Annotated in this window: 23 protein-coding genes; 15 read left to right on the forward strand and 8 right to left on the reverse strand. The window is 69.8% G+C overall.

From position 1 onward, the window contains the following. Nucleotides 1–84 precede the first annotated feature (84 nt). Nucleotides 85–792 (reverse strand): flagellar hook assembly protein FlgD, encoded by a 708-nt coding sequence (locus P7A99_RS10395; RefSeq protein ID WP_277793812.1) that lies wholly within the window; start codon nt 790–792, stop codon nt 85–87. 12 nt (nt 793–804) lie between these two features. Continuing rightward, the gene (locus tag P7A99_RS10400) at nt 805–2,415 is read right to left on the reverse strand and encodes a flagellar hook-length control protein FliK (RefSeq protein WP_277793813.1); all 1,611 of its coding nucleotides are present in this window, start codon (nt 2,413–2,415) and stop codon (nt 805–807) included. Between the two features lie 46 nt (nt 2,416–2,461). Between P7A99_RS10400 and P7A99_RS10405 the strand changes: the two genes are divergently transcribed. From P7A99_RS10405 to mnmA, 4 genes are all read left to right on the forward strand, one after another. Continuing rightward, nucleotides 2,462–2,830: a hypothetical protein gene (locus P7A99_RS10405; RefSeq protein ID WP_277793814.1), complete on the forward strand. Its 369-nt coding sequence runs from the start codon at nt 2,462–2,464 to the stop codon at nt 2,828–2,830. Beyond that, entirely contained in the window at nt 2,830–4,938 is a 2,109-nt protein-coding gene (gene flgK / locus P7A99_RS10410; protein ID WP_277793815.1) for a flagellar hook-associated protein FlgK, read from the forward strand. The genes P7A99_RS10405 and flgK overlap by 1 nt, the downstream gene beginning before the upstream one ends. Before the next feature lie 8 nt (nt 4,939–4,946). Beyond that, entirely contained in the window at nt 4,947–5,870 is a 924-nt protein-coding gene (locus P7A99_RS10415; RefSeq protein ID WP_277793816.1) for a flagellin, read from the forward strand. A gap of 65 nt (nt 5,871–5,935) precedes the next feature. Beyond that, nucleotides 5,936–7,168 (forward strand): tRNA 2-thiouridine(34) synthase MnmA, encoded by a 1,233-nt coding sequence (mnmA, locus tag P7A99_RS10420; RefSeq protein ID WP_277793817.1) that lies wholly within the window; start codon nt 5,936–5,938, stop codon nt 7,166–7,168. 182 nt (nt 7,169–7,350) lie between these two features. Here the strand turns inward: mnmA and P7A99_RS10425 are convergent, their stop codons facing one another. Then, the gene (locus P7A99_RS10425) at nt 7,351–7,881 is read right to left on the reverse strand and encodes a phosphoribosyltransferase (RefSeq protein ID WP_058346618.1); all 531 of its coding nucleotides are present in this window, start codon (nt 7,879–7,881) and stop codon (nt 7,351–7,353) included. Between the two features lie 15 nt (nt 7,882–7,896). Beyond that, on the reverse strand, nt 7,897–8,868 hold the full coding sequence (locus P7A99_RS10430; RefSeq protein ID WP_277793818.1) for an MJ0042-type zinc finger domain-containing protein: 972 nt from the start codon (nt 8,866–8,868) through the stop codon (nt 7,897–7,899). Between the two features lie 57 nt (nt 8,869–8,925). Between P7A99_RS10430 and ftsE the strand changes: the two genes are divergently transcribed. The 4 genes from ftsE to P7A99_RS10450 are packed head-to-tail and all read left to right on the forward strand — an operon-like array spanning nt 8,926 to nt 11,901. Further along, nucleotides 8,926–9,660 (forward strand): cell division ATP-binding protein FtsE, encoded by a 735-nt coding sequence (ftsE, locus tag P7A99_RS10435; protein ID WP_277793819.1) that lies wholly within the window; start codon nt 8,926–8,928, stop codon nt 9,658–9,660. Further along, nucleotides 9,657–10,550 carry a cell division protein FtsX gene (locus tag P7A99_RS10440; RefSeq protein WP_277793820.1) on the forward strand — a complete coding sequence of 298 codons (894 nt, stop codon included), beginning with the start codon at nt 9,657–9,659 and terminating at the stop codon, nt 10,548–10,550. Before ftsE ends, P7A99_RS10440 begins: the two co-directional genes overlap by 4 nt. After that, the gene (locus P7A99_RS10445; RefSeq protein ID WP_116488107.1) at nt 10,547–11,197 is read left to right on the forward strand and encodes a YdcF family protein; all 651 of its coding nucleotides are present in this window, start codon (nt 10,547–10,549) and stop codon (nt 11,195–11,197) included. The genes P7A99_RS10440 and P7A99_RS10445 overlap by 4 nt, the downstream gene beginning before the upstream one ends. Beyond that, nucleotides 11,194–11,901 carry a lysophospholipid acyltransferase family protein gene (locus P7A99_RS10450; RefSeq protein WP_277793821.1) on the forward strand — a complete coding sequence of 236 codons (708 nt, stop codon included), beginning with the start codon at nt 11,194–11,196 and terminating at the stop codon, nt 11,899–11,901. Before P7A99_RS10445 ends, P7A99_RS10450 begins: the two co-directional genes overlap by 4 nt. A 167-nt stretch (nt 11,902–12,068) precedes the next feature. On the opposite strand, the gene P7A99_RS10455 is transcribed toward P7A99_RS10450, so the two are convergent. Beyond that, nucleotides 12,069–12,617, reverse strand: a complete 549-nt coding sequence (locus tag P7A99_RS10455; protein WP_277793822.1) for a gamma-glutamylcyclotransferase — start codon at nt 12,615–12,617, stop codon at nt 12,069–12,071. A 38-nt stretch (nt 12,618–12,655) separates the two neighbouring features. On the opposite strand from P7A99_RS10455, the gene P7A99_RS10460 reads away from it, so the two are divergent. The 7 genes from P7A99_RS10460 to P7A99_RS10490 all read left to right on the forward strand — a co-directional run bounded on the left by P7A99_RS10460 (nt 12,656) and on the right by P7A99_RS10490 (nt 20,578). Next, nucleotides 12,656–13,675, forward strand: coding sequence for a DUF2125 domain-containing protein (locus P7A99_RS10460; protein WP_277793823.1), 1,020 nt, complete (start codon nt 12,656–12,658; stop codon nt 13,673–13,675). A 123-nt stretch (nt 13,676–13,798) separates the two neighbouring features. Continuing rightward, nucleotides 13,799–14,590: a chorismate mutase gene (locus P7A99_RS10465; protein ID WP_277793824.1), complete on the forward strand. Its 792-nt coding sequence runs from the start codon at nt 13,799–13,801 to the stop codon at nt 14,588–14,590. A gap of 42 nt (nt 14,591–14,632) precedes the next feature. Continuing rightward, entirely contained in the window at nt 14,633–15,748 is a 1,116-nt protein-coding gene (gene hisC / locus P7A99_RS10470) for a histidinol-phosphate transaminase (RefSeq protein ID WP_277793825.1), read from the forward strand. Further along, nucleotides 15,745–16,686 (forward strand): prephenate/arogenate dehydrogenase family protein, encoded by a 942-nt coding sequence (locus P7A99_RS10475; protein WP_277793826.1) that lies wholly within the window; start codon nt 15,745–15,747, stop codon nt 16,684–16,686. The genes hisC and P7A99_RS10475 overlap by 4 nt, the downstream gene beginning before the upstream one ends. Before the next feature lie 247 nt (nt 16,687–16,933). Further along, entirely contained in the window at nt 16,934–18,559 is a 1,626-nt protein-coding gene (locus P7A99_RS10480) for a phytoene desaturase family protein (protein WP_277793827.1), read from the forward strand. A gap of 172 nt (nt 18,560–18,731) precedes the next feature. Next, nucleotides 18,732–19,871: an aromatic ring-hydroxylating oxygenase subunit alpha gene (locus P7A99_RS10485; protein WP_277793828.1), complete on the forward strand. Its 1,140-nt coding sequence runs from the start codon at nt 18,732–18,734 to the stop codon at nt 19,869–19,871. Between the two features lie 122 nt (nt 19,872–19,993). Further along, nucleotides 19,994–20,578, forward strand: coding sequence for a TetR/AcrR family transcriptional regulator (locus tag P7A99_RS10490; protein ID WP_277793829.1), 585 nt, complete (start codon nt 19,994–19,996; stop codon nt 20,576–20,578). A gap of 70 nt (nt 20,579–20,648) precedes the next feature. Here the strand turns inward: P7A99_RS10490 and P7A99_RS10495 are convergent, their stop codons facing one another. The 3 genes from P7A99_RS10495 to P7A99_RS10505 all read right to left on the reverse strand — a co-directional run bounded on the left by P7A99_RS10495 (nt 20,649) and on the right by P7A99_RS10505 (nt 23,651). Continuing rightward, complete coding sequence (locus P7A99_RS10495) at nt 20,649–20,894, reverse strand: hypothetical protein (protein ID WP_277793830.1); 246 nt, start codon at nt 20,892–20,894, stop codon at nt 20,649–20,651. Between the two features lie 131 nt (nt 20,895–21,025). After that, nucleotides 21,026–22,333 (reverse strand): metal-dependent hydrolase family protein, encoded by a 1,308-nt coding sequence (locus P7A99_RS10500; RefSeq protein ID WP_277793831.1) that lies wholly within the window; start codon nt 22,331–22,333, stop codon nt 21,026–21,028. A 10-nt stretch (nt 22,334–22,343) separates the two neighbouring features. Further along, nucleotides 22,344–23,651: an APC family permease gene (locus P7A99_RS10505; protein ID WP_277793832.1), complete on the reverse strand. Its 1,308-nt coding sequence runs from the start codon at nt 23,649–23,651 to the stop codon at nt 22,344–22,346. Between the last annotated feature and the right edge of the window lie 41 nt (nt 23,652–23,692).

A 23,692-nucleotide genomic window follows, 5' to 3' on the forward strand; every position in this document is an offset into this window, starting at 1 on the left:
TGCGTTTGGGTCCCGGGTCGGCCGTCTGGCTCGGTGAGGACCGCGTCGGCGTCATTCTGACGCCCGGTTCATTCCGTGGAGGCCTTAAGCGGCCTCGGCTGGGGTTTCCGGTGTCTTGTCCGGAGCGTTGGTGACGCCGATCACCTGACTGATCGGCACTTTCACGCCGTCGATGGTGACCATGTTCTGGCCGCTCTCGTTGGTCACCGCGGTCACGATGCCCTCGATGCGGCCCTTGGAGGTGGTGGCGATCTTCGTGCCTTCGCCGTCGAGAGCGGTGACGCGCAGGGTGTAGGCGGCGCCGTTGGGCTGCTGGACGCCGGTGGTGCTGTCCTTGCCGTCCCACTCGAAGGTCTTGTCGCCCTTGCTCATGTCGTCGGGCAGCTTGGTGGCGATGACGTTGCCGTACTTGTCGAGCACCTCGATCTTCACCGAGGTGGCGTTGCGGCCGATGGTGTAGCTCCAGTTGGCCTTGCCGTCCTTGAGCACCGAGGTGTCGGTCTCGGCCGTGGCCTGCTTGCCCATCATGTTGACCGCGTCGGCGATGCCGCCGTCGTTCATGCCGACCAGGGCCGCCAGCAGGTCGTTGGTGACCAGCTGCTGCTCGACGCCCGTCATCTGGACGATCTGGCCGGTGAAGGCGTTGGAATCCATCGGCGACAACGGATCCTGGTTCTTCATCTGCGTGGTCAGCAGCTTGAGGAAGGTTTCCTCGCTGCTCGCCAGTTGGTTCCTCGAGTTGTTGATCTTGTCGATCACCGAGGCGCCGGACGTCGCACTGGTCGTGGCCATGACGCTAAACTCCTAGATCTTCACGTCGACGCCGTCGGACTCCGCGAAGCGGAGACCCGGGATCAGCGACGCGGCCGAAACGGTGGGGATGTCGTCGGCCATGGCGCCCGCGAAGGCGCGGCCGGCGAAGGCGCGGCGACCATGGTCACCGCCCTGGAAATCGAAGAAGGCGTTCTGCTGCTGGCCTTGGCCGCCGTTGCCGCCCTGGCTCGACACGTCGAACTTCAGGGCGTTCTCGGCGACGTCGAAGCCGGCCTGGCTCAGCGCCTGGCGCAGTTCGCCGGCGCGGTGGCGCAGATCGGCGGCGGCCTGCGGATTTTCGAAGGCCATGACGGCCGTCAGCTTGCCCTCGGCGCCGATGCGCACCTGCACGTCGACCTTGCCCAGGCCCTCCGGCGTCAGGACGATGTCGAAGCGGGTCGACTTGGCTTCCAGCTTCTTGGCGATCTCGGCCGACATGGCCGCCACGGTCTCGGGCGAGCCGCGCACGATGGCTTCGGCCGGAGCCTGGGCGGCTGCGGCGGCCTGGGCCTGGACGGTCGGGGCGAAGGTCGCCTCGGCCTTGGCGGCGGGCGCATCGACAGGCGCCGCGTCGGCGGCCATCTGGGCGAAGGCGTCGCCGGCGCCCGACTGGGAGCCGCTGTCGCTGTTGGTGGCCGCGTCGTGGGCGGCCTGCTCGGCGGCGACGGCGTGGGCGGTGACCACGGCCTCGCCCTTGGCGGCGACCTCGACCTTGCCGGTCTTGGGCGCGAGGGCCGCGGTCTCGGCGGGCTTGGCGGCCTCGGTCGCGACCTGAGCGACCGGAGCGGCGACTTCGGCGGTTTCCACGGGGGTCGCGGAGGCGGTCGCGGTAAGGGCCTCATCGGCCGAAACCTGAACGGCCTTCACGCTGGCGATCTCATCGCCCAGCGAGGCGGCGGCCGGCTGAGCGGCGTTGGAGGCGGCCTGGGCTTGCGGCTGGGCCTTCGGCGCGGCCGGAGCGTCGGCGGGCGCGGCGGCCGGCGCCTGGGCGGCCAGCTTGGCCAGGTCGATGGCGGGCGCTTCGGCTGCGGCGTCGGCTCCGGCGACCGTCGGCAGGACGGCCTCGGCGTCGATCTTCGGAGCGGCGGCGTCGGCCACCAGGTCGGCGGCGGCCTCCACGGCCTGGGCGGCGGCGGCGACCGGGGCGGCCCCGGCCAGCTTGGCTGCGTCGGAAACGGTGTCGGCCGCGTCGCCGACCAGTTCGGCGGCCTTGGCCAGCAGATCGGCGCCGCCGGCGGCGGACGCTTCGGCGTCGACGTCGGCGGTCTCGGCGGCCGCCTGGCCGGTCGCGGCGGGCTGCTGCTGCTGTTGTTGCGCGCTCATGGCGGCGACCACGGCAGCGCCGGCCTGGGCGGCGGCGGCGTCCTGGCCCGCGGCCTCGTCGGAAGCCTTGCGGTCGTCCCCACGGTCAGCGGCCGGCTTGGGCGAAGCCTTGCCGCCAGCGGCCGGGCGAGCGGCCGGCTTGTCCTGCGTCGCCTCTTCGTTCGCGCCCTTGGCGGCCAGCAGCGCGCTGAAGACGTCGCCCGCGCCGGAGGCGTCGGACGCGCCGGCGCCGCCCTGGACGGGCGTCGGGAGCGGAAGAGAGGCGGCGATCGCGTTCATGCGGGTCGGTACGCTCGGCTGGACGACGGCTCGAACGGAGCACGCCTTGATCCGCCGTCCTCTGAGCAATCACCGGGCCAACCCGGAAATTTCTTTCAACTCATTGATTCAAAAGGCTTTAACTCCTGATTTACCCTTTCATTTCGGCAGGTTGCGGCGGTTTTTGCCGAGCGGAAACGGAAAGAATGACCCCTCGCTTGCCGCGTCGGCGGGTCGCAGGCGGGGCTCGGACCGGGTTGGCGCCATCCTTGCGCTCCCCTTCTCGTCGTCCGCACGGCGCATGGAACCCAACGCCTTGTATTTCAACGGTTTGCACAACGGAAACGAGACGCTCTCGACGCTGACCCGGCAAGTTTCGCCGGGCAAGGTCGCGTCGCGTAGTCCGTGCTTTGCCGAGCGGACAGGAGATCGCTGATGTCGCTGAACACCATCCTGAACACCGCGACGTCGGGGATGATGGCCGCCCAGACGGGCATGCGCGTCGTTTCCGACAACATCGCCAACGTCAACACGCCAGGCTACGTCCGCAAGACGATCAGCCAGTCCAATCTCGTGTCGAACGGCATGGGTGTGGGCGTCAATATCGACGCGATCAAGCGCGCGACCGACCGCTTCCTGCAGTCGGCCAGCCTGAACGCCGCGTCGGACGCCGGGCGCGCCGCCGCTCTCTCGAGCGCGCTGGACAACGCCCAGGAGCTGTTCGGCGACCCCAGCGCCAAGACCAACTTCTTCTCGATGCTGGACGACGTGTTCAGCGCCTTTTCGCAGGCGGCCGACGAGCCGTCCTCGTCGCTGCTGCGCGCCCAGGCGCTGACCAAGGTCGAGGATTTCCTGGGCGACAGCAGCCGCATCACCGCCGGCCTGTCCAGCCTGGGTAAGGACACCGACACCAAGATTTCGGCCGACGTCGACCGCGTGAACGTGCTGCTCAAGCAGATCGACGAGCTGAACACCGACATCACCCGCGCCAAGACCACGGGCGTCGACGCCACCGGTTCGGAGAACATCCAGAGCGGCCTGATCGACGAGCTGTCGTCGCTGATGAACGTGCAGGTCAGCCAGCGCGCCAACGGCGGCGTGCTGATCCGTTCGACCGAGGGCATCAGCCTGGCCGGCGAAGGCGCAGCCGTCGTCAAGTACGAGCAGTCGCCCACCGCCAACGGCTTCCTCACCGTCACCCCGGCCAACAGCGGCGGCCAGGCCAGCCCGCTCTATATCAGCAGCGGCGAGATCAAGGGCCTGCTGGAACTGCGCAACACCGAGCTGCCGGCCCTGTCGGACCAGCTGGGCGAGTTCGTCACCCGCGCCACCGAAGAGCTGAACCGCGCCTCGAACGCCAACTCCTCGGTCCCCGCCCCGGCCACCATGACCGGCCGCAACACGGGCCTGGACGCCACGACCGCCTTCTCGGGCTTCACCGGCAAGACCACCATCGCCCTGACCGACGCCAGCGGCGTCATCCAGCGCCGCATCGAGGTGGACTTCAGCGCCGGCTCGATGACGGTCGACGGCGTCGCCGGCCCGGCCTTCACCCCGGCCAACTTCCTGACCCAGCTGAACGGCGCCCTGGGCGCCGACGGCCAGGCCACCTTCACCAACGGCGCGCTGAGCCTGCAGGCCAACGGCGGTCTGGGCGTGGCCATCGCCGATGATCCGACCAACCCGTCGACCAAGGCCGGCAAGGGCTTCAGCCACTTCTTCGGCATGAACGACGTCGTCCGCCAGACCGGCTATTCGCCGTACGAGACGGGCATGACCACGGCCTCGCAGCACGGCTTCACGCCGGGCGAAGAGATCACCCTGCGCCTGACCGATGTCGAGGGCGGCCGCATCCGCGACGTGAAGGTCACCGTCCCGGCCGGCGGCACCATGCAGGATCTGCTGAACGCCATGAACTCGCGCAGCGACGGCGCGGGCCAGTACGGGAACTTCTCGCTCGATTCCAAGGGCGCGCTGAGCTTCAGCTCGAACAACGCCTCGCCGGTGACCCTTTCGGTGGTCGAAGACCATACCCAGCGCGGCGTCGGCGGCCCTTCGCTCAGCCAGCTGTTCGGCCTGGGCCCGTCCGAGCGCAGCACGCGCGCCTCGGGCTACACCGTCGACGCGGCGATGACGAGCAACCCGTCCCGCCTGCCCTTCGCCAAGCTCGACCTGACCGCGGCCGCCGGCACGCCGGCCCTGGCCGTCGGCGATGCTCGCGGCGCCCTTGCCCTGGCCAAGGCCGGCGACAGTTCGGTGAACTTCTCTTCGGCCGGCGGCGTCGGCGCGGCGACCAGCAGCGTGCTGCGCTACGGCGCCGACTTCGCCGGTTCGATCGCCCGCAAGGCGGCCGCCGCCGAGTCCAAGAAAGACGCCACGGCTTCGGTCAAGATCGAGGTCGACACCCAGCGCCAGTCGCAGGAGGGGGTCAACCTCGACGAAGAGCTCATCAATCTGACGACGTACCAGCAGGCGTTCAACGCCTCGGCCCGCCTGATCCAGGCGAGCAAGGACATGTACGACGTCCTCGTGAACATCATCTGAGGTCCGCCATGACCCGTGTCTCCACCTCCGGCAACTTCGGCGTCATGACGTCGAACCTCATGCTGGCGCAGGTGCGCCAGAACCAGATCGGCGAACAGGTCTCGAGCCAGAAGGTCGCCAGCGACCTGAAGGGCTACGCCAAGAACGCCGAGATGCTGACGGCGATGAAGAGCGCCCAGGCCAAGATCGACGGCTTCCTCGACCAGACCAAGCTCGTCTCCAACCGCCTGGAGATGCAGGACATGGGTATCGAGCGTCTGGCCAACTCGGCCACCAGCGCCCGCGAGGCGATCGCCAACGCCCTGGCCGCCGGCAACGCCACCACGCTCATGCAGCAGCTGCAGAACGCCTTCGGCGACGCGGTGCAGGGCCTCAACACCAAGGCCAACGGCCAGTACGTGTTCTCGGGCGCCAAGAACGACACGGCGACCACCACGGCGACCAGCATGGCCGACCTGACGGCCGCGCCGTCCACGGCCTCTCTGTTCCAGAACGACCAGTACGTCGTCAGCAACCGCATCGACGAGTCGACCACTGTCTCGACCGGCGTGCTGGGCGACGCCCTGGGAACCGACCTGTTCGAGGCCTTCAAGCAGGTGCAAGCCTATGTCGACGCCAACGGCCCGTTCACCGGCAACCTGACCGACACCCAGCAGACCTTCCTCAAGGGCCTGCTGCCGGCCTTCGACGACGCCCACAAGGACCTGGTCACCGCCCAGGGCAAGAACGGTCTGAACCAGAAGCGCTTCGACGACGCCCAGGCCTCCCTTCAGGACCAGTCCGACAGCCTGACGGTGATGATCGGCGGCGTGGTCGACGTCGACATGGCCGAGGCGGTCACCCGTTTGCAGGCCGCCCAGCTGGCCGTGCAGGCCTCGGCCCAGGTGTTCTCGTCGCTGCAGGCCTCGTCGCTGCTGAACGTGCTGAAATAGGTCGAAAACAGGCTGCGGCGCTGCTCCACCTCGCAAAATCGGGGTCGAGGCTCTAAATAGCGCCGATGGACGCCGACCTCGCCCGTTTCGACCCCGCCCACGCCCCCGTTCCCGAGGGCGACGCCCTGATCGCGCGCGCCGCAGAGGCGGTGAAACAGGCCGTCGGCCTGCCCGAGGGAACCCGGATCGTCGCGGCCATGTCCGGGGGCGTCGATTCCACCGTCACCGCCGCCCTGCTGGCCCACGCCGGCTATGACGTGGTGGGCGTGACCCTGCAGCTCTACGACCACGGCGCGGCGATCTCGAAGAAGGGCGCCTGCTGCGCCGGCCAGGACATCATGGACGCCCGCATGGCGGCCGAGCGGATCGGCATCCCGCACTACGTCCTGGACTACGAAAGCCGCTTCAAGGAGCAGGTCATCGAGGACTTCGCCGACGCCTATCTGCGCGGCGAGACCCCGATCCCGTGCGTGCGCTGCAACCAGACCGTCAAGTTCCGCGACCTGCTGGACGTGGCCCGCGACCTGGGCGCCGAGGCCATGGCGACGGGCCACTACGTGCAGCGCGGCTTCACCGCGGCCAGCAACCGCCCGCAGTTGCGCCGCGCCGCCGACCCGGCCAAGGACCAGTCCTATTTCCTGTTCGCCACCACGCGCGAGCAGCTCGACTTCCTGCGCTTCCCGCTCGGCGGCTTTTCAAAGCCTGAGGTGCGCGCGGTCGCGGCCGCGCTGGGCCTGTCGGTGGCCGACAAGCCCGACAGCCAGGACATCTGCTTCGTGCCCGAGGGCAAGTACACCACGGTCATCGACCGCATCCGTCCGCAAGGGGCCGAAGCGGGCGACATCGTGCACCTGGACGGCAAGGTGCTGGGCCGCCACGAGGGCGTCACCCGCTACACCATCGGCCAGCGCCGCGGCCTGAACGTGGGCGGCGGCACGGGCGAGCCGCTGTTCGTCGTCCGCATCGACGCCGACAAGCGCCACGTCGTGGTCGGCCCGCGCGAAGCGCTGCTGACCAAGGCGCTGACCCTGAAGGAAGACAACTGGCTGGGTGGCGAAAGCGACCTGATCGAAGCCGCCAAGGCCCATGCGCCCGTCATGGCCCGCGTGCGCTCGACCCGCGAACCCGTGCCCGGCCGCCTGACGCTGGAAGACGACGGCGGCGTGCGTCTGGTGTTCGACGTCCTCGAAGAAGGCGTCGCCCCCGGCCAGGCCTGCGTGCTCTACGACCCCGCCGATCCCGAGCGCGTACTCGGCGGCGGGTTTATTGCGACGACGCAGCGGGCGATGGACCAATAGCGCCCCTCTCCCCTTGTGGGAGAGGGTGGCCCCACGGAGTGGGGTCGGGTGAGGGGTCGCACATGCGAAAACGCCGCGACAGCTGATCAGCTGTCGCGGCGTCTTGCGTTTGAGAGACCCCTCATCCGTCGGCTTTCGCCGACACCTTCTCCCGCAGGGGGAGAAGGATCAGGTCTCAAAAATCAGTCCAGCGCGCCGATGTACGGCAGGCCGCGGCTCTTGCCTTCGTCGTCGAGGCCGTAGCCGACGAGGTAGCGGGCCGGGGCTTCCCAGGCCACGAAGTCGGGCTCCATGCCGCGCGAGGTCGGCCAGGGCTTGCGGGCGAAGACGGCGGTCAGCACTTCGCTGGCGCCGGCGTCCTTCACGAGGCGCGCGGCTTCCGACAGCGACAGGCCCGTGTCGAACACGTCGTCGACCACCAGGGCGCGGCGGCCGACCAGCGGGCGCTGCAGGTCGGCGCGCACTTCGCAGCGGCCGGTGCTCTTGCGCTCGTCATGGTACGAGGCCAGCCACAGGGCGTCGAAGCGGACGTTGCGACCGGCCTTCCACAGGGCGCGGGTCAGGTCGGCGGCGAACCACAGGCCGCCGGTCAGCAGGCAGACCGCGACGGTGTCGTCGTCGATGCGCGGAGCGATCTGGCGGGCCAGAGCCTCCACCCGCTCGGCGATTTCTTGCTCGGAAATGAGCACTTCGGGGCGGGCGAGATCGGTCATGTCAGGGGATCTTGGTCAATGATGGTCGGCGGGGGCCGGTTCGGCCGCTCCGGTCTCATGACCAGGGGCGTCATGTCCAGCCCCTTCGGCCGCTGAATCGCCCCCATGGGCCTCTTCGGCGGCATGATCCGTGGTCGTCGTGTCCTGGGCGCCGCGCAGTTCGGGCTCGCCATGGCCGGCCTTGGCCGGACCAAGGCCCGTCTTGACCGCTTGGGCCGCGCCCTTCTCGACCGCGAAACCGACCTCAAGGACCTGGGCGCTGGACGGCGGGTCCAGCAGGGTGACCGAGAAGTGACGGGTCTGGCCCGGCGGAATGATCGGATCGGCGGCGGCCGCCAGCTGTCCGGCCACGCGCTTGCCGCCCTTGTTGAGCAGGGCGATGCGCAGCGGCGGGGCCGAGACCGGCTTTTCGGTGATGTTGCGGATCACGCCGGTGACGGTCAGGGCCGCCCGGCCGTCCTGCATCGAGGGCTGGGCGCGGATGCTGCTTTCCTCGACGATCAGGCCGACGGTGTTGATCGGCTGGCGCATCATCGCATAGGCGCCGGCGGTGCTCGGCATGAGCTTGCCGATATTGAGACGGAACACGAAGGCGCAGCCCAGCACCACCACCACGAAGGCGGCCATCGAGGCCCAGACGATGCCGGTGGTCTTGGCTTCCTTCAGGCGGCGCTCGGCGTCGGCGCGGGCCCGGAACACCTTGGGCAGTTCCTCGCCCGGCAGGGCGCTGACCGGCGGCTCGGTCTCCGGCTCGTCGTCCAGGGCGTGCAGCGGATCCATGACGGCCGAGACGGCGGCGTCGTTGGCCGGCCCGGGAGCCGACCCGCCGGCCGGGGCCGCATCGAACAGGTCTTCGTCGGCCGCGGTCTCGTTACGCGCGGTCCATCGCGCCCCGCACGAGGCGCAGCGCACGACGCGCCCGGTCGAACCGACCTTGGCGTCGTCGACGAAATAGCGGCTGGCGCACTCCGGACAGGTCAGTATCATGGCCGCGAATCGGTCATCCCCGCTTTACAGCATTGGAGGTCGCCGATTTTAACCCTGATGTCCAGAAACCCCATCGACACACCCTTGCGGACCGGCGCAGATCAAGACCCCGACGCCGTCCCCGTGGTCCGTTTCGAAGGCGTCTCCATGCGCTACGGGCGGGGCCCTGAAACCCTGCGCGACATCGGGTTTTCCCTTGCCCCAGGCTCGTTTCACTTTCTCACCGGCGCCTCGGGCGCGGGCAAGAGCTCGCTGCTCAAGCTGATCTATCTGGCGCACCGTGCGTCACGGGGTCGCGTCGAGCTGTTCGGCCGCGACGTCAGCCTGGTTCCGGGCGCCGACCTGCCCTTCCTGCGCCGCCGCATCGGCGTGGTGTTCCAGGAATTCCGCCTGCTCGAGCACCTGTCGGTGTTCGACAACGCCGGCCTGCCGCTGCGCATCGCCGGCCGCAAGCCCAATACCTATCGCGACGACGTCGCCGAGCTGCTGCACTGGGTGGGCCTGGGCGAGCGCATGCACGCCCTGCCGGCCACCCTGTCGGGCGGCGAAAAGCAGCGCCTGGCCATCGCCCGCGCCGTGGTCGACCGCCCCGACATCCTGCTGGCCGACGAACCCACCGGCAATGTCGACCCGGCCATGTCGCTGCGCCTGCTGCGCCTGTTCGTCGAGCTCAACCGCCTCGGCACCACGGTGCTGATCGCCACCCACGACGAAGAGCTGGTGGCCCGCGCCGGCCGCCCCGTCCTGCACCTCGAGCACGGCCGTCTGGTCGATGCGGGCGAGGCGCGATGAGCGGGCCTTTCGACCTCAACCGCTGGAAGCCCGGCCCGCTGCTGCCGCCGCGCGACGCCCGCGACGGGGCGCTGGTGTTCGTGGTCGCCGTGCTGTGCTTCCTGGCCTGCCTGACAGCCCTTGCCGCCCTGGCCGCCAACCGCGCCGCCGAGGGCTGGAGCGCCCAGCTGACCGGCTCGGCCACCGTTGTCGTCCGCGCCAAGGCCGGCGAGACCCCCGACAGCGCCGCCGCCCGCGCCGCCGAGACCCTGGCCGGGGTCAAGGGCGTGGTCCAGGCCCAGGCCCTGACCAAGGACAAGGCCGAGGCCCTGCTGGAGCCGTGGATCGGCCGCGACGCCCTGGTCGCCGACCTGCCCACCCCGCGCCTGGTCACCCTTGACCTCGACCCCAAGGCCCCAGCTACCGCCGAGGCACTGACCAAGGCTCTGCACGAGGCCGCCGTCGACGCCGTGGTCGACGACCACAGCCGCTGGATCGCCGACATCGAGCGCGGCGCGGGCCTGGCGCGCTGGGCGGCCCTGGGCGTCTTCGCCCTGATCGCCTCGGCCACGGCCGCCGTCATCACCTTCGCCACGCGCGCGGGCCTGGCCGCCCGCCACGAGGTGATCGAGGTGCTGCACCATTCCGGCGCCGAGGCCGGGTTCATCGCCAGGCTGTTCCAGAACCGGTTCGCCGCCATGGCCGCCAGCGCGGGCTTGCTCGGCGGCGCGGCGGCGGTCATCGTCGGGATCGCGGCGCGGCTGGCGGGGGGCGGCTCGGGCTTCACCCCTGTGCTGCCTCTGGCCTGGGTGGACCTTCTGGCGCCCCTGCCCTGCCCGCTGATCGCCGCCCTGGTCGCGGGGCTGGCCGCGCGCGCCGCGGCCCTCCGCCTGCTGAAGGACATGCCGTGAAGAGCATCGCCGCCTTCCTGATCGTGGTGATGATCTGGGTGCTGGGCCTCTTGGCCTTCACCTCGCGGGTCGAGCGCTCGACCCCGGCCGCCGACCCGCCCGTCGCCGATGGCGTGGTCGTGCTGACCGGCGCCTCGAACCTTCGCCTGGAAGCGGCCACCAAGCTGCTCGAGGCCGGCAAGGGCAAGCGCCTGCTGATCTCCGGCGTCAACCGCGAGGCCACCCGCGCCGACGTGCTGGACGTGACCAAGGCGGTCAAGCCGATCTACGACTGCTGCGTCGACCTCGGCTTCGCGGCCGCCGACACCGTCGGCAACGCCCGCGAGACCGCCGAATGGGCCAAGGCCCGCGGCTACAAGAGCCTGATCGTCGTCACCGCCGACTACCACATGCCGCGCTCGATGCTCGAGCTGCGCGCCACCATGCCGGACGTCGAGCTTTCCGCCTATCCGGTGGCCACCGAAAGCCTGAACGCCCGCCGCTGGTGGAAGCGTTCGCACACGGCCCGGCGGATGATCGTGGAATACTGCAAGTACCTGGCGATCCTGGGGCGCGAGGCGTTCCTGAACCTGGGTCCGAAAGACAAGCCCGCCGAGACGTCGGAGACCGGGCCCGCCGAGACATCGGCAACGGGGAAAGACTCTTGATCTATCTACGCTCGTTCCTGTTCCAGCTGTTCTTCTGGCTGTGGTCGGCGACCATGGCCATCCTGATGCTGGTGACCCTGGTCCTGCCGCGCCCGATCAATCGCGCCGCCATGCGCCTGTGGTCGCAAGGCGTGATCCTGGGCCTGCGCATCCTGGCGGGCGTGCGGGTCGAGGTGCGGGGCCAGGTCCCGACCGGCCCGGCCCTGGTCGCCGCCAAGCACCAGTCGATGTTCGACGTCTTCAGCCAGTTCGCCATCCTGCCCGACGCCTGCTTCGTGATGAAGAAGGAGCTCCTGATGGTGCCGCTGTTCGGGTGGCACGGCCTGAAGGCCAGGATGATCGTGGTCGACCGCGACGGCCATTCGGCGGCGCTGAAGAAGCTGGTGCGCGACAGCGTCGACCGCATGAAGGAAACCCGCCAGGTGGTGATCTTCCCCGAAGGCACTCGCGGCAAGGTCGGCGAGCCCGGCGACTACAAGCCCGGCATCGCCGCGCTCTATCGCGAGCTGGAGCTGCCGGTCACCCCGCTTGCCCTCAACTGCGGCCAGCACTGGCTGCACAAGAGCCTGCTGATCCAGCCGGGCGTCATCGTCTTCGAATACCTGCCGCCCATCCCCGCCGGCCTCAAGCGCGGCGAGTTCATGCGCGAGCTGCAGACGAGGATCGACGGCGCGACCAAGGCGCTGGAAGACGCAAACCTCTGATCCTTCTCCCCTTGCGGGAGAAGGTGTCGGCGACAGCCGACGGATGAGGGATCGCACCCACGAAAAACGCCGCGGCAGCTGATCGGCTGTCGCGGCGTCTTGCATTTGAGAGACCCCTCACCCGACCTCGCTCCGCGAGGCCACCCTCTCCCGCAAGGGGAGAGGGATCAGGCTTCTTTGGCCTCCACCATCTTCAGCAGCGCCTCCATGGCGTGGTCGCGCACTCCGTCCTCGCGCAGGTGGCCGACCAGATCCCGCAGATAGTCGATGTTCGGCCCCGACAGGCCCTTGGCGCCAGCGATCAACTGCGCCTGCTGCTCCAGGGTCAGCGCGCCGGCCCACTGGCCGTGCTTGCGGTCGGACAGAAACACCAGGGCCGGAACCTCGCCATTCCCGTCGATGCGCAGTTTCGACCAAGCCTCGAAATAGGTCTCGGTCGGCTGCTCGCGTTCGCGCAGGTAGGCATAGACCTCGGGCCAGGCGCTTTCGGCCACGCGATAGGCCACTCCGCGCACCGCCCCGCCGGGGGCCAGGCCCAGCACCAGGCCGGGCCGGTCATAGGTGCCCCGATGATGCACCGAATAGATGCAGAAGGCGCGCCTGCGCCCATGGAGAACCGCCGTTCTTCGGTCTATGAACGGGAACCCGGGCCGCCACATCAGCGATCCGTAACCGAACACCCAACGATCGCCGCCCTGCGGCTGCTCGCTCGCCACGCCCAAAACCCTCACCGACCGGAACAGCCCCTTCGCCCATGACCCATAGCGACCCGACGCCGTCCCGCAAGCCCCGCCGTCGCGGCCTCGCCTTGCCTTTCGTGCTCGCGGCCCTGGTCTGCATCGCCTGGAGCGTCGGCTGGTTCTATCTGCGCAACGAGATGATCAAGCGGATGGACGCGACTTCGGCGCACCTGAAGGCCGAGGGCTACGACCTGTCGTGGACCAAGCGCGAGGTCACCGGCTTCCCGTTCCGCCTCGACGTCCAGCTGGAAAACGCCCGAGTCGCCGAACCCACCGGCTGGGCCGTGCGCGCCCCGCAGCTGAAGGGCGAGGCGATGATCTACGGCATCGGCCACTGGATCATCGTCGCCCCCGCCGGCGTCGTCCTGACCCGCCCCGAGAAGGGCGACGTGACGGTCACGGGGCAGGCCCTGCGCGCCAGCCTGGCCGGCTTCGACCAGTATCCGCCGCGCATCTCGGTCGAGGGGGCCAAGCTCGCCTTCACCACCGCCGCCGGCGTCGAGCCCTTCCCGATCAGCTCGACCGAGGCCATGCAGTTGCACCTGCGCTCGGGCCCCGAAGACCAGGGCGCGATCCTGTTCAAGGCCGACGGCGCCAAGGTGGCCTTCACGGGCCTCTTGGGCCGCATCGCCCAGGACCGCACCGCCTCGCTCTACTGGGACTCGCGCCTGGCCAAGGTCTCGGCGCTGCGCGGCGACAACTGGACCGACGCCGTCCGCGACTGGACCGCCGCCGGCGGCGCCATCACCGTCGAGAGCGGCAAGCTGACCGCCGGCGACGCCCTGATCGAGGCCAGGTCGGGCGCCCTGACCGTCGACCAGAACGGCCGCCTGCAAGGCGCGCTGGACGTCACCGTGCGCGAAAAGCCCACCCCGACCGAAGCGATCACCGACGCCCGCTCGGCCGTGGCTGCGGTCGCCGCGGCGGCCGGCAAGGACCCGACGCTCAGCGCCACCCTGGAATTCCAGAACGGCCGCACGCGCCTGGGCCCGTTCGACACGGGGCCTTCACCGATGGTGTACGTGCCGAGATAGGATCTGCCCCCTCTCTCTTTGAGAGAGGGAACTTAAAACCACGCAATTTCCTTCCCCGGCGACGCGGCTATTGCACCCTTCGCGGCAAGGACTATGTTCCGCCCCTCATTTTCGGGGATAGACATGGGTCGCGACGCGGACGAGACGCCGCCCTCGCTGGACGAGGTCCGATGGCGCATCGACGCCATCGATAGCCAACTGCTCGCGCTGATCGACGAGCGGGCGGGTCTTTCGCGCGCCGTGGCCACGGCCAAGCAGGCCGCCGGCGACACCGGCTTTGGCCTGCGCCCGGGCCGCGAGGCCCTGATCGTCCGCAAGCTGCTGTCGGCCGAACGCCACAACGCCCCCGACGGCCTGGTCATCCGCATCTGGCGCGAACTGATGGCCGACAGCCTGTCGCGCCAGGGTCCGTTCCACCTGACGGTCTGGGGCGACGGCCGCACGGTCGAGCTGGCCCGTCTGCGTTTCGGCGCCGCCCCGCCCATGACCGTGGTCGCCGCCGACAAGGACGCCCTGGCCGCCGCCAAGACGCCGTGGGGCGTCTCGGTGTTGGGCCTGCAGCCGGGCAGCGCCTGGTGGGCGCGCCTGCTGGCCGAGCCGACGCTGAACATCTTCGCCGCCCTGCCCTGCCTGACCCGCTGGGGTCCGCAGGCCGCCTTCGCGGTGGCCCAGGTCGAGGTCGAGCCCACCGGCGGCGACCAGACCTTCTGGGTGACCGACAGCCAAAAGAGCGCCGGCGCCGTCGTCGAGGCCCTGGGCGCCGACGGCGTGGCGGCCGAGCCCCTGGCCGAGGCCGGCGGCCTGAAGCTGTTCTCGCTGTCGGGCTTCTACCAGCGCGACGACGAGCGCCTGGCCCGCGCGCCCGGCCAACTGTCTGGCGTCATCGGTGCTGCCCCCGTTCCGTTCGACGTGTAAGTAAGGCCGCGCCTTCTGCGAGGCGCGCCGCCGAGACCCGTGATGACCGCTTCCGACCGCTCCGCCTCGCCCCGCCCGCTGCCCAAGCCGGGGATCCTCGACATCGCCGCCTATGTGGGCGGCAAGTCGAAGGTCGAGGGGATCGCCCATCCGGTGAAGCTGTCGAGCAACGAGAACGTCCTGGGCTGCAGCGAGCAGGCCAAGGCCGCCTATCGCGACGCCGCCGACCGGCTGCACGTCTATCCCGACGGCAAGGCTTCGGGCCTTCGCGCCGCCGTGGCTGAGCGCTACGGTCTGGAGCCCGAGCGCCTGACCTTCGGCGACGGCAGCGACGAGATCTTCGCCCTGCTGTGCCAGGCCTATCTCGAGCCGGGCGACAACATCGTCCAGGGCGAGCACGGCTTCGCCGCCTATGCGATCGGCGCGCGCGCCTGCCAGGCCGAGGTTCGCTTCGCCCCGGAGCCGAACCGCACCATCGACATCGAGGAGATGGTCAAGTGCGTGGACGAACGCACCCGCATCGTCTTCGTCGCCAATCCCGCCAACCCCACCGGCGCCTGGCTGACCGGCGAGGAGATCCGCGACCTGCACGCGGCCCTGCCGCCGTCGGTGATCCTGGTTCTGGACGGCGCCTATGCCGAGTTCTGCACCGACCCGCGCTTCGAGGACGGCCTGGCTTTGGCGCGCGACACGCACAATGTCGTCGTCACCCGCACCTTCTCCAAGATCCACGGCCTGGCCGCCCTGCGTGTCGGCTGGGGCTATGCGGACGTGGGCGTCATCGCGCCGATCGAGCGCATCCGTCCGCCGTTCAACACCTCGATCCCCGCCCAGGAGGCCGCCATCGCCGCCCTGGCCGACCGCGCTTTCGAGGCCGCCTCGGTGGCCCTGGTCGAGCAGTGGCGCCCCTGGCTGGCCCAGCAGTTGGGCGGACTTGGCCTGGCCGTCACGCCGTCGGCCGCCAACTTCGTGCTGGTCGACTTCCCGACCGCGCCAGGCAGGACGGCGTTGGAGGCCGAGGCCTTCCTGGCGAGCAAGGGCTATCTGGTCCGCGCCGTCGCCAACTACGGCCTGCCCAATTCCCTGCGAATCACCATCGGCCGCGAAGAGCACAATCGCGCGGTCGTCGACCTGCTGGCGGAGTTTATGAACCGATGAGCCCCACCGGCCTGCTCTACCCCAAGATGACCGTCGTCGGCGCCGGCCTGATCGGCGGTTCGGTGATCCTGGCCGCCCGCGCCCACGGCGTGGTCGGCGAGGTCACCATCGCCGACGCCAGCGAGGCCCACCGCGCCCGCGCGCTGGAGATCGGCCTCGCCGACCATGTCACCGGCGACCTGGCCGAGGCGGTGAAGGACGCCGACCTGGTGGTCATCGCCACCCCGGTGCTGTCGATCGGCGACGTCGCCGCCGCCGTCGCCCCGCACATGAAGCCGGGCGCCACCCTGACCGACGTCGGCTCGACCAAGGCCACGATCGCCGAGGCCTTCCGCGCGCCTGAGCTGGCCAAGGTGTTCCCGATCCCCGGCCACCCGATCGCCGGCACCGAGCAGTCGGGTCCCGACGCCGGCTTCGCCGAGCTGTTCGAAGGCCGCTGGACCATCCTGACCCCGCTGGCCGACCGCGAGGACGAGGCCTACGCCGCCGCCGTCGCCAAGCTGTCGGCCTTCTGGCGCTCGTTCGGCGCCCAGGTCGAGCTGATGGAGGAAAAGCACCACGATCTGGTGCTGGCCGTCGTCAGCCACCTGCCACACCTGATCGCCTACACCATCGTCGGCAGCGCGGCCGACCTGGAGAACGTCACCGAGAACGAGGTCATCAAGTACTCGGCCTCGGGCTTCCGCGACTTCACCCGCATCGCCGCCAGCGACCCGACCATGTGGCGTGACATCTTCGTGGCCAACAAGGACGCGGTGCTGGAGATGCTTGGCCGCTTCACCGAAGACCTGCAGGCCATGAGCCGCGCCATCCGCTGGGGCGACGCCGACACCCTGCACGCCCACTTCACGCGCACCCGCGCCATCCGTCGCGGCATCGTCGCCGCCGGCCAGGAAAGCGCAGAGCCGAACTTCGGCCGCGACCGCGGAAAGCACTAAACTAGATCCCTCTCTTCGAGAGAGGGAGGGGCCCGCGCCGCAGGCGCGGGAGGGTGAGAGGTTTCACTGCTTGCCGGCGGAACCTCTGAATCCCGCACAAAAACCCGGCAATCTGAAACCCCTCACCCTCCCACTGCTTCGCAGCGGGCCCCTCCCTCTCCCTATGGGAGAGGTTTCTGGTGGGGCGCTGGACTATTTTACACTCGTATAGCAACCTCTCCCCAGCCGCCTCCTGGGGAGAGAGACGATGACCAACACCCGTGACGCCGTGATCATCGGCGGAGGCCACAACGGCCTCGTCTGCGCCTTCTATCTGGCGAGGGCCGGGATGAAGGTCACCGTCTGCGAGGCCCGCGGCGTGGTCGGCGGGGCGGCGGTGACCGAGGAGTTCCATCCCGGTTTCCGCAACTCGGTGGCCAGCTACACGGTCAGCCTGCTCAATCCCCGGGTCATCGCCGACATGGACCTGCACGGCTTTGGCCTGACCTTTCTGGAGCGGCCGATCTCCAACTTCCTGCCGATCAGCGACGACAAGTATCTGAAGCTCGGCGGCGGGCTGGAACGCACCCAAGCCGAGTTCCGCAAGTTCAGCCGCCGCGACGCCGAGATCCTTCCGGCCTATTACGCCATGCTCGACGAGATCGGCGACGTGCTGCGCGATCTGGCCCAGGAGACCCCGCCCAATCTTGGCGACGGCCTGCCGGGGATCCTGCGCGCCCTGCGCCAGGGCGGGCGCCTGGCGATGCTCTCCCGAGAGAGAAAGCGTGATCTGCTCGACCTCTTCACCAAGAGCGCGCGGGATTTCCTCAATGGCTGGTTCGAGAGCGAGCCGGTCAAGGCCGCCTTCGGCTTCGACGCCGTGGTCGGCAACTACGCCAGCCCCGACACGCCCGGCTCGGCCTATGTGCTGCTGCACCACACCTTCGGCGAGGTGAACGGCAAGAAGGGCGCCTGGGGCCACGCGGTCGGCGGCATGGGGGCGATCACCCAGGCCATGGCCAAGGCCTGCGAGAAGGCCGGGGTCGAGATCCTGCTCAACGCCCCCGTCGAGGCCGTGCATGTCGATGGCGCGAAGGCCGTGGGCGTGCAGCTGGTCGACGGCCGCCAGATCATGGCCCCGATCGTCAGCGCCAACGTCAATCCGGCCCTGCTGTACAGGAAACTCGTGCCGCCCTCGGCGCTGCCGGCCGATTTCCGCAAGGCCATCGACGGCTACAAGAACGGCTCGGGCACCTTCCGCATGAACGTCGCCCTGTCGGAGCTGCCGGACTTCACGTCCCTGCCCGGCAAGGCCGCCGCCGAGCATCACCAGAGCGGCATCGTCATCGCCCCCAGCCTCGACTACATGGACGCCGCCTATCGCGACGCCAAGGCCGGCGGCATGAGCCGCGCGCCCATCGTCGAGATGCTGATCCCCTCGACGCTGGACACCAGCCTCGCCCCGCCCGGACAGCACGTGGCCAGCCTGTTCTGCCAGCAGTTTGCGCCCACCCTGCCCGAGGGTCGCTCGTGGGACGACGAGCGCGAGGCCGCCGCCGATCTGATCATCGACACGGTCGACAGGTGGGCCCCCAACTTCAAGGCCTCGGTGCTGGGCCGCGTGATCCTGTCGCCGCTGGATCTCGAACGAAAGTTCGGCCTGATCGGCGGCGACATCATGCACGGCCACATGAGCCTGGATCAGCTGTGGGCCGCCCGCCCGCTGCTGGGCCACGCCAGCCACCGCGCGCCGATCAAGGGCCTCTACATGTGCGGCGCGGGCACGCATCCCGGCGGCGGCGTCTCGGGCAATCCCGGCCGCAACGCCGCCCGCGAAATCCTGCGCGACAAGGATTTCGCCACGGCGGTGAAGCTAGCGGTCGTGGGGCGGTGATGAAGAGGTTTGCGCCCCCTTCCCCCTCGATGGGGGAAGGGCCGGGGATGGGGGTGACCCCGGCGCTGGACGTCGCAACGGCCGCGCCCCCTCCGGACACGCTGTCACCCCCACCCCTGCCCCTCCCCCATCAAAGGGGGAGGGATCGCGCCTTGGCTGGAGAGGCCCTGGGATGAACATGATTTCCAACCACGACCCCCTCTCGGACTGGGGCCTGCCCGGCTGGATCTACGGCTCCGAACGGTTCTTCCGCGAGGAGCAGGACAAGGTCTTCCGGCCGTCCTGGCAGATCGTCTGCCACCTCAACGACATTCCGAAAGCCGGCGACTTCCACACCTTCGACTTCGTGGGCGAGAGCCTGGTCGTGGTGCGCGGCAAGGACGGCGGGGCGCGGGCCTTCGCCAATGTCTGCCGCCATCGCGGCGCGCGGCTGCTGGACGGCCCCACCGGCCGCTGCGGCCGCATCGTCTGCCCCTACCACGCCTGGACCTACGACCTGGAAGGCCGGCTGATCGGCGTGCCGATGCGCGACGACTACCCCGCGCTCGACATGGCCAAGGAGGGCCTGGCCAGGCTCGACACCGAGATATGGCGCGGCTTCGTCTTCGTAAGGCTGGAGGGTGACGGTCCCAGCGTCGCCGAGATGATGGCGCCCTACGAGCACGAGGTCGCCCACTACCGGTTCGAGGACCTGCAGCCCTTCGGCCGCGTCACCCTGCGGCCCCGCGACGTCAACTGGAAGAACATCAGCGACAACTACTCCGACGGCCTGCACATCCCCGTCGCCCATCCGGGCCTCACCCGCCTGTTCGGCAAGGGCTACGGCGTCGAGGCCCAAACTTACGTCGACAAGATGTGGGGCCAGCTGATCGACGAGCCGTCGAACAACCCGTCCGAGCGCCTCTACCAGGACATCCTGCCCGACGTCCCGCACCTGCCGGACGATCGCAAGCGGCTGTGGACCTACTTCAAGCTCTGGCCGAACTTCGCCTTCGACATCTATCCCGACCAGGTGGACTTCATGCAGTTCATCCCGGTCTCGGCCGGCAGGACCATGATCCGCGAGATCGCCTACGCCCTGCCCGACGAGCGGCGCGAGATGAAGGCGGCGCGATACCTGAACTGGCGCATCAATCGCCAGGTCAACGCCGAGGACACCGAACTCGTCGCCCGCGTCCAGCAGGGCATGGCCTCGCGCACCTTCACCGCCGGACCGCTGGCGACCAGCGAAGTGTCTTTGAGGAGCTTCGGGCGCAAGCTGCGGGCGCTGATCCCGGAGAGCCGGCTGCCCCGGCCGCCGGAGGGGTGGTGATGGGCGCGAGCACTCTTCCCCCTTCCCCCTTGATGGGGGAAGGGCTGGGGATGGGGGTGACACGGCGGTTAGGCCGCACCACCCCCACCCAACCCTCCCCCATCAAGGGGGAGGGCTAAACCTTGCGCGCCCCCTTCACCCGCGAAGCCCCCGACGTCCGCCGACAGGCCTTGGTCGCCGCCGCCGAGGCGGTGCTGGCCCGCGAGGGGGTGGCCGCAGCCTCGGTGCGGACGATCTGCGCCGAGGCCGGCGTCTCGGCCGGACTGCTGCGGCACTATTTCGAAGGCGTCGACGACCTGATCGCCGCCGCCTACGAGGCGGTGGACCAGCGGATCGACGCGGCGCTGGAAGCCGCGGTGGCGAGCGCCGCAAATGATCCCCGCGCGCGGCTGTCGGCCTATCTGGCCGCCAGTTTCGCGCCGCCGGTGCTGGATCCCAACCTGCTGGCCGCCTGGATCGGCTTCTGGGGCCTGGTGAAGACCAAGCCGCGCATCGCCGCCATCCACGCCCAATCTTACGCCGCCTATCGCGCCCGGCTGGAGACCCTGCTGGCCGACTGCGGCGCGAAGGACCGCCGGCTGGCGGCGATCGCCCTGACGGCCATGGTCGACGGCCTGTGGCTGGAGCTGTGCCTGGACCCCAGCACCTTCGCCCCGGCCGAGGCCGTGAGGGCGCTGGAGACGGCAGCCGGCGCCTGGCTGGGCTGAAACAGCTCAAGAAAAAGCCGCCCCGACGGATCGGAGCGGCTTCAAGTCGGCCTAGATTCGAATGCGAAGATCAGGCCGCGGCGGCGGCTGCGCCCGCCAGGCCCTTGCGGCCCCAGGTCGGGCGACGCAGTTCCGGCTCGGCCACCTCGACCTGGGCCGTGCGGCCCTGGCTGGTCATGTGGCGGGCCAGAAGCTGGGCCAGGGCGACGGCTTCGTGCTGGCTGGGGCACGAGCTGATCAGGTCGGGCGAGTCGTTCCAGGTCACGTGCCAGACGCCGGCGACGGGACGGACGTAGTAGGTGTTCGAGTCGGCCATGGGGAGGCTCCTTCGGCATCGCGCTGACGCCAGCTTTCCCCCACGGAGCGCTTCGCGACAGCTGTTTCAATGCTGCACAGCAACATCAAGTTGCGCCGCACAATGCACGCGCCGGGCCAGCCGGGAAATGGCTAATTCTCCGGCAAGGTTCCGCCCTTGTAGATAACTCCGCCCTTCATGACCTTGGTCACGTCGGCCAGCACGCCGACATCGGCCAGCGGATCGCCCGCCACCGCGATCAGGTCGGCGTAGCAGCCGGCCTGGGCGCAGCCGACGTCCTTCTCCTTGCCCATCAGGGCCGCGGCGCTGGTCGTCGCCGACTGGATCGCCTGCATCGGGGACATGCCGTACCTGACCATGTAGGGCATCTGCCGGGCGTTCAGCCCGTGCGGATAGACGCCGGCGTCGGTGCCGTAGGCGATGCGCACCCCGGCCTTCACCGCCTTGCGGAAGCCTTCCCTCTGCGCGTCCGTGGTCTCGCGGTTCTTGCGCAGGGTCTCGGCCGGCCAGCCGTTCTTCGTGCCGATCTCGTCGATATAGTCGCCGTTGTAGATGTCGGCGACCAGCCAGGCGCCCCTGGCCTTCATCAGGGCGATCCCCTCGTCGTCGATCAGCGAGCCGTGCTCGATCGAGCGCACGCCCGCCCGCACGGCCACCTTGATGCCCTCGGCCCCGTGCGCATGGGCCGTGGCGTAGGTCCCACGCTTGGCGGCCTCCTCGACGGCGGCCTCGATCTCCTCCTTGGAAAGCTCCAGCTGGCCAGGCTCGGTGCCGACGGTCAGCACCGCGCCGGTGGCGATCAGCTTCAGGAAATCGGCGCCGTGCACCAGGATGTCGCGCGTCTTGCGACGGGTGTCGGCCACGTCCTCGACGACGCCCCGGCGCATCTCCGGTGGAATGCCGACATCGGCGGCGATGCCGGTCACCTCCCCGCCGCCGCCGGGCGTGGTCACATAGGCCCCGGCCACCGACATACGCGGCCCGGGGACCAGACCCTTGTCGATGGCGTCCCTCAGCGCCACGTCGCCGAACGCCCGCCAGGTTCCGACATCGCGCACGCTGGTGAAGCCGGCCATCAGGGTCGCCCGCGCATGGGCCGCGCCGATATAGGCCTGCTCGGCGGCCGTGGTCAGCAGCGGCTCGGCGATGTTCTCGGTCTGCTCCTGGTCGACGATGTGGGTGTGCATGTCGATCAGGCCGGGCAGCACCGTCAGCTTCGACCAGTCGGCCACCGGGCCGTCGGCCGGAGCGCCGGTCCAGGCGGTGACGGCGGTGATCCGCCCGCCCTCGATGCGGATCAGCCGGTCGGTCGAGACCTTGCCCGCCGCCGGATCGATAAGCCTGCCGGCCCGCACGTACGAGACCTGCGCCAGGGCCGAGCCGGCCGCCAGCAGAGCCAGGCCGGCGACGCCGGCGGCCAGGATCGGGCGTGGGATCATCGGCAAGTCCTCAAGCACGCGCCGTCCGGCGCATCAGAAGATGAACGGGCAGGCCGGCCGCCAGCAGCACCAGGCCCCACATCACCGCCTCCCTGCCCGCCCCGAACAGGGTGAAGACCGCGTAGAACCCGGCCAGGATCGCCACCACGGTCAGCAGGCGCGAGCCCGGAACCAGTCCGTCCTTCTGCAACTTCAGCGCCCCCAGGGCGCAGGCCAGATAGGTGAACAGCGAGGCCGTGGTCGCCAAGAGGGCGATGAAGGTGAAGAGATCGGCCATCGACTTGGCGTAGTTGATCCCGACCAGCACCGTCAGGAACAGGCCCGAGACCAGGTGCGCCCGCACCGGCGTTCCGCGGCTGGACGACTTGGCCAGCACGGCCGGAAACACACCGCCCCTGGCCATGGCGTAGGGCATCTCGCCTTGCAGCAGCACCCAGCCGTTCAGCGCGCCGAAGGCGCTGATAGCGGCGAAGGCGGCCACGGCCATGGCCGCGCCCGAGCCCCAGAACCGGCCGATGAACTCGGCCATCGGAGCGTTGGAGGCCTTCAGGGCGTCGGGGGGCGAAAGCAGCACCACCGCCGAGCAGACCAAGAGGTAGACGACGCCGGTGAAGGCCGCGCCGAACAGGGTGGCGCGCGGGATGGTGCGGGCAGGATCCTTGACCTTGTCTGCCGGCACGGTGGCCGACTCCAGGCCCAGCAACGCCCACAGCGTCAGGGCCGAGGCGGCGACGAGGCCGGGTCCGCCCAGCTGCGCAGTGTCCAGCGGCGCGGTGATCGCGGCGGCGCCGTCGCGGCCCAGCAGCCAGGCCGACAGGCCCAGCACCGCCGCCAGCGGCAGGAGCTTGAGCACGGTGGTCACCACCTGCACCTCGCCGGCCAGTCGCGCGCCCAGGCAGTTGACGCCGATCAGGCCCCAGATCAGGGCCAGGGTGACCAGGGCGTGCAGGCCAGGGGTCTTGGCGATGGCCGGGACCAGGACGGACAGATAGCTGACCGCGCCGGTGGCGATGGCCGCATTGCCCACCCACAGCGAGATCCAGTAGGCCCAGGCCACGACGAAACCCGCCGTCCGCCCGAAGGCCTCCTGGGTATAGGCATAGGGCCCGCCCTCGCGCGGCAGGGCCGCCGACAGCCGGGCGAAGACGAAGGCCAGGCAAAGGCCGCCGGCGATGGTGATGATCCAGCCCAGCACGCCGTTCCAGCCGTAAGGCGCCAGCGACGCGGGCAGCATGAACACGCCCGAGCCGATCATGTTGCCCACCACCAGGGCGCTGCACATCCAGAAGCCCAGGGCCTTGGGAGACGAACTACTCATACGGCCATGCTTTCACCCCGGCACGGGACGCGCAACCGCCC

Origin of the sequence: Caulobacter endophyticus, from assembly GCF_029543245.1 — a bacterium.
GTDB classification, from domain to species: Bacteria; Pseudomonadota; Alphaproteobacteria; order Caulobacterales; family Caulobacteraceae; genus Caulobacter; species Caulobacter endophyticus_A.

Coding starts and splice junctions, on each gene's coding strand:
- P7A99_RS10395 (WP_277793812.1), bottom strand. CDS start 792: ATGGCCACGACCAGTGCGACGTCCGGCGCCTCGGTGATCGACAAGATC.
- P7A99_RS10475 (WP_277793826.1), top strand. CDS start 15,745: ATGAGCCCCACCGGCCTGCTCTACCCCAAGATGACCGTCGTCGGCGCC.
- P7A99_RS10465 (WP_277793824.1), top strand. CDS start 13,799: ATGGGTCGCGACGCGGACGAGACGCCGCCCTCGCTGGACGAGGTCCGA.
- P7A99_RS10400 (WP_277793813.1), bottom strand. CDS start 2,415: ATGAACGCGATCGCCGCCTCTCTTCCGCTCCCGACGCCCGTCCAGGGC.
- P7A99_RS10430 (WP_277793818.1), bottom strand. CDS start 8,868: ATGATACTGACCTGTCCGGAGTGCGCCAGCCGCTATTTCGTCGACGAC.
- P7A99_RS10440 (WP_277793820.1), top strand. CDS start 9,657: ATGAGCGGGCCTTTCGACCTCAACCGCTGGAAGCCCGGCCCGCTGCTG.
- P7A99_RS10495 (WP_277793830.1), bottom strand. CDS start 20,894: ATGGCCGACTCGAACACCTACTACGTCCGTCCCGTCGCCGGCGTCTGG.
- P7A99_RS10505 (WP_277793832.1), bottom strand. CDS start 23,651: ATGAGTAGTTCGTCTCCCAAGGCCCTGGGCTTCTGGATGTGCAGCGCC.
- ftsE (WP_277793819.1), top strand. CDS start 8,926: ATGTCCAGAAACCCCATCGACACACCCTTGCGGACCGGCGCAGATCAA.
- flgK (WP_277793815.1), top strand. CDS start 2,830: ATGTCGCTGAACACCATCCTGAACACCGCGACGTCGGGGATGATGGCC.
- P7A99_RS10485 (WP_277793828.1), top strand. CDS start 18,732: ATGAACATGATTTCCAACCACGACCCCCTCTCGGACTGGGGCCTGCCC.
- P7A99_RS10415 (WP_277793816.1), top strand. CDS start 4,947: ATGACCCGTGTCTCCACCTCCGGCAACTTCGGCGTCATGACGTCGAAC.
- P7A99_RS10425 (WP_058346618.1), bottom strand. CDS start 7,881: ATGACCGATCTCGCCCGCCCCGAAGTGCTCATTTCCGAGCAAGAAATC.
- P7A99_RS10460 (WP_277793823.1), top strand. CDS start 12,656: ATGACCCATAGCGACCCGACGCCGTCCCGCAAGCCCCGCCGTCGCGGC.
- P7A99_RS10500 (WP_277793831.1), bottom strand. CDS start 22,333: ATGATCCCACGCCCGATCCTGGCCGCCGGCGTCGCCGGCCTGGCTCTG.
- hisC (WP_277793825.1), top strand. CDS start 14,633: ATGACCGCTTCCGACCGCTCCGCCTCGCCCCGCCCGCTGCCCAAGCCG.
- mnmA (WP_277793817.1), top strand. CDS start 5,936: ATGGACGCCGACCTCGCCCGTTTCGACCCCGCCCACGCCCCCGTTCCC.
- P7A99_RS10480 (WP_277793827.1), top strand. CDS start 16,934: ATGACCAACACCCGTGACGCCGTGATCATCGGCGGAGGCCACAACGGC.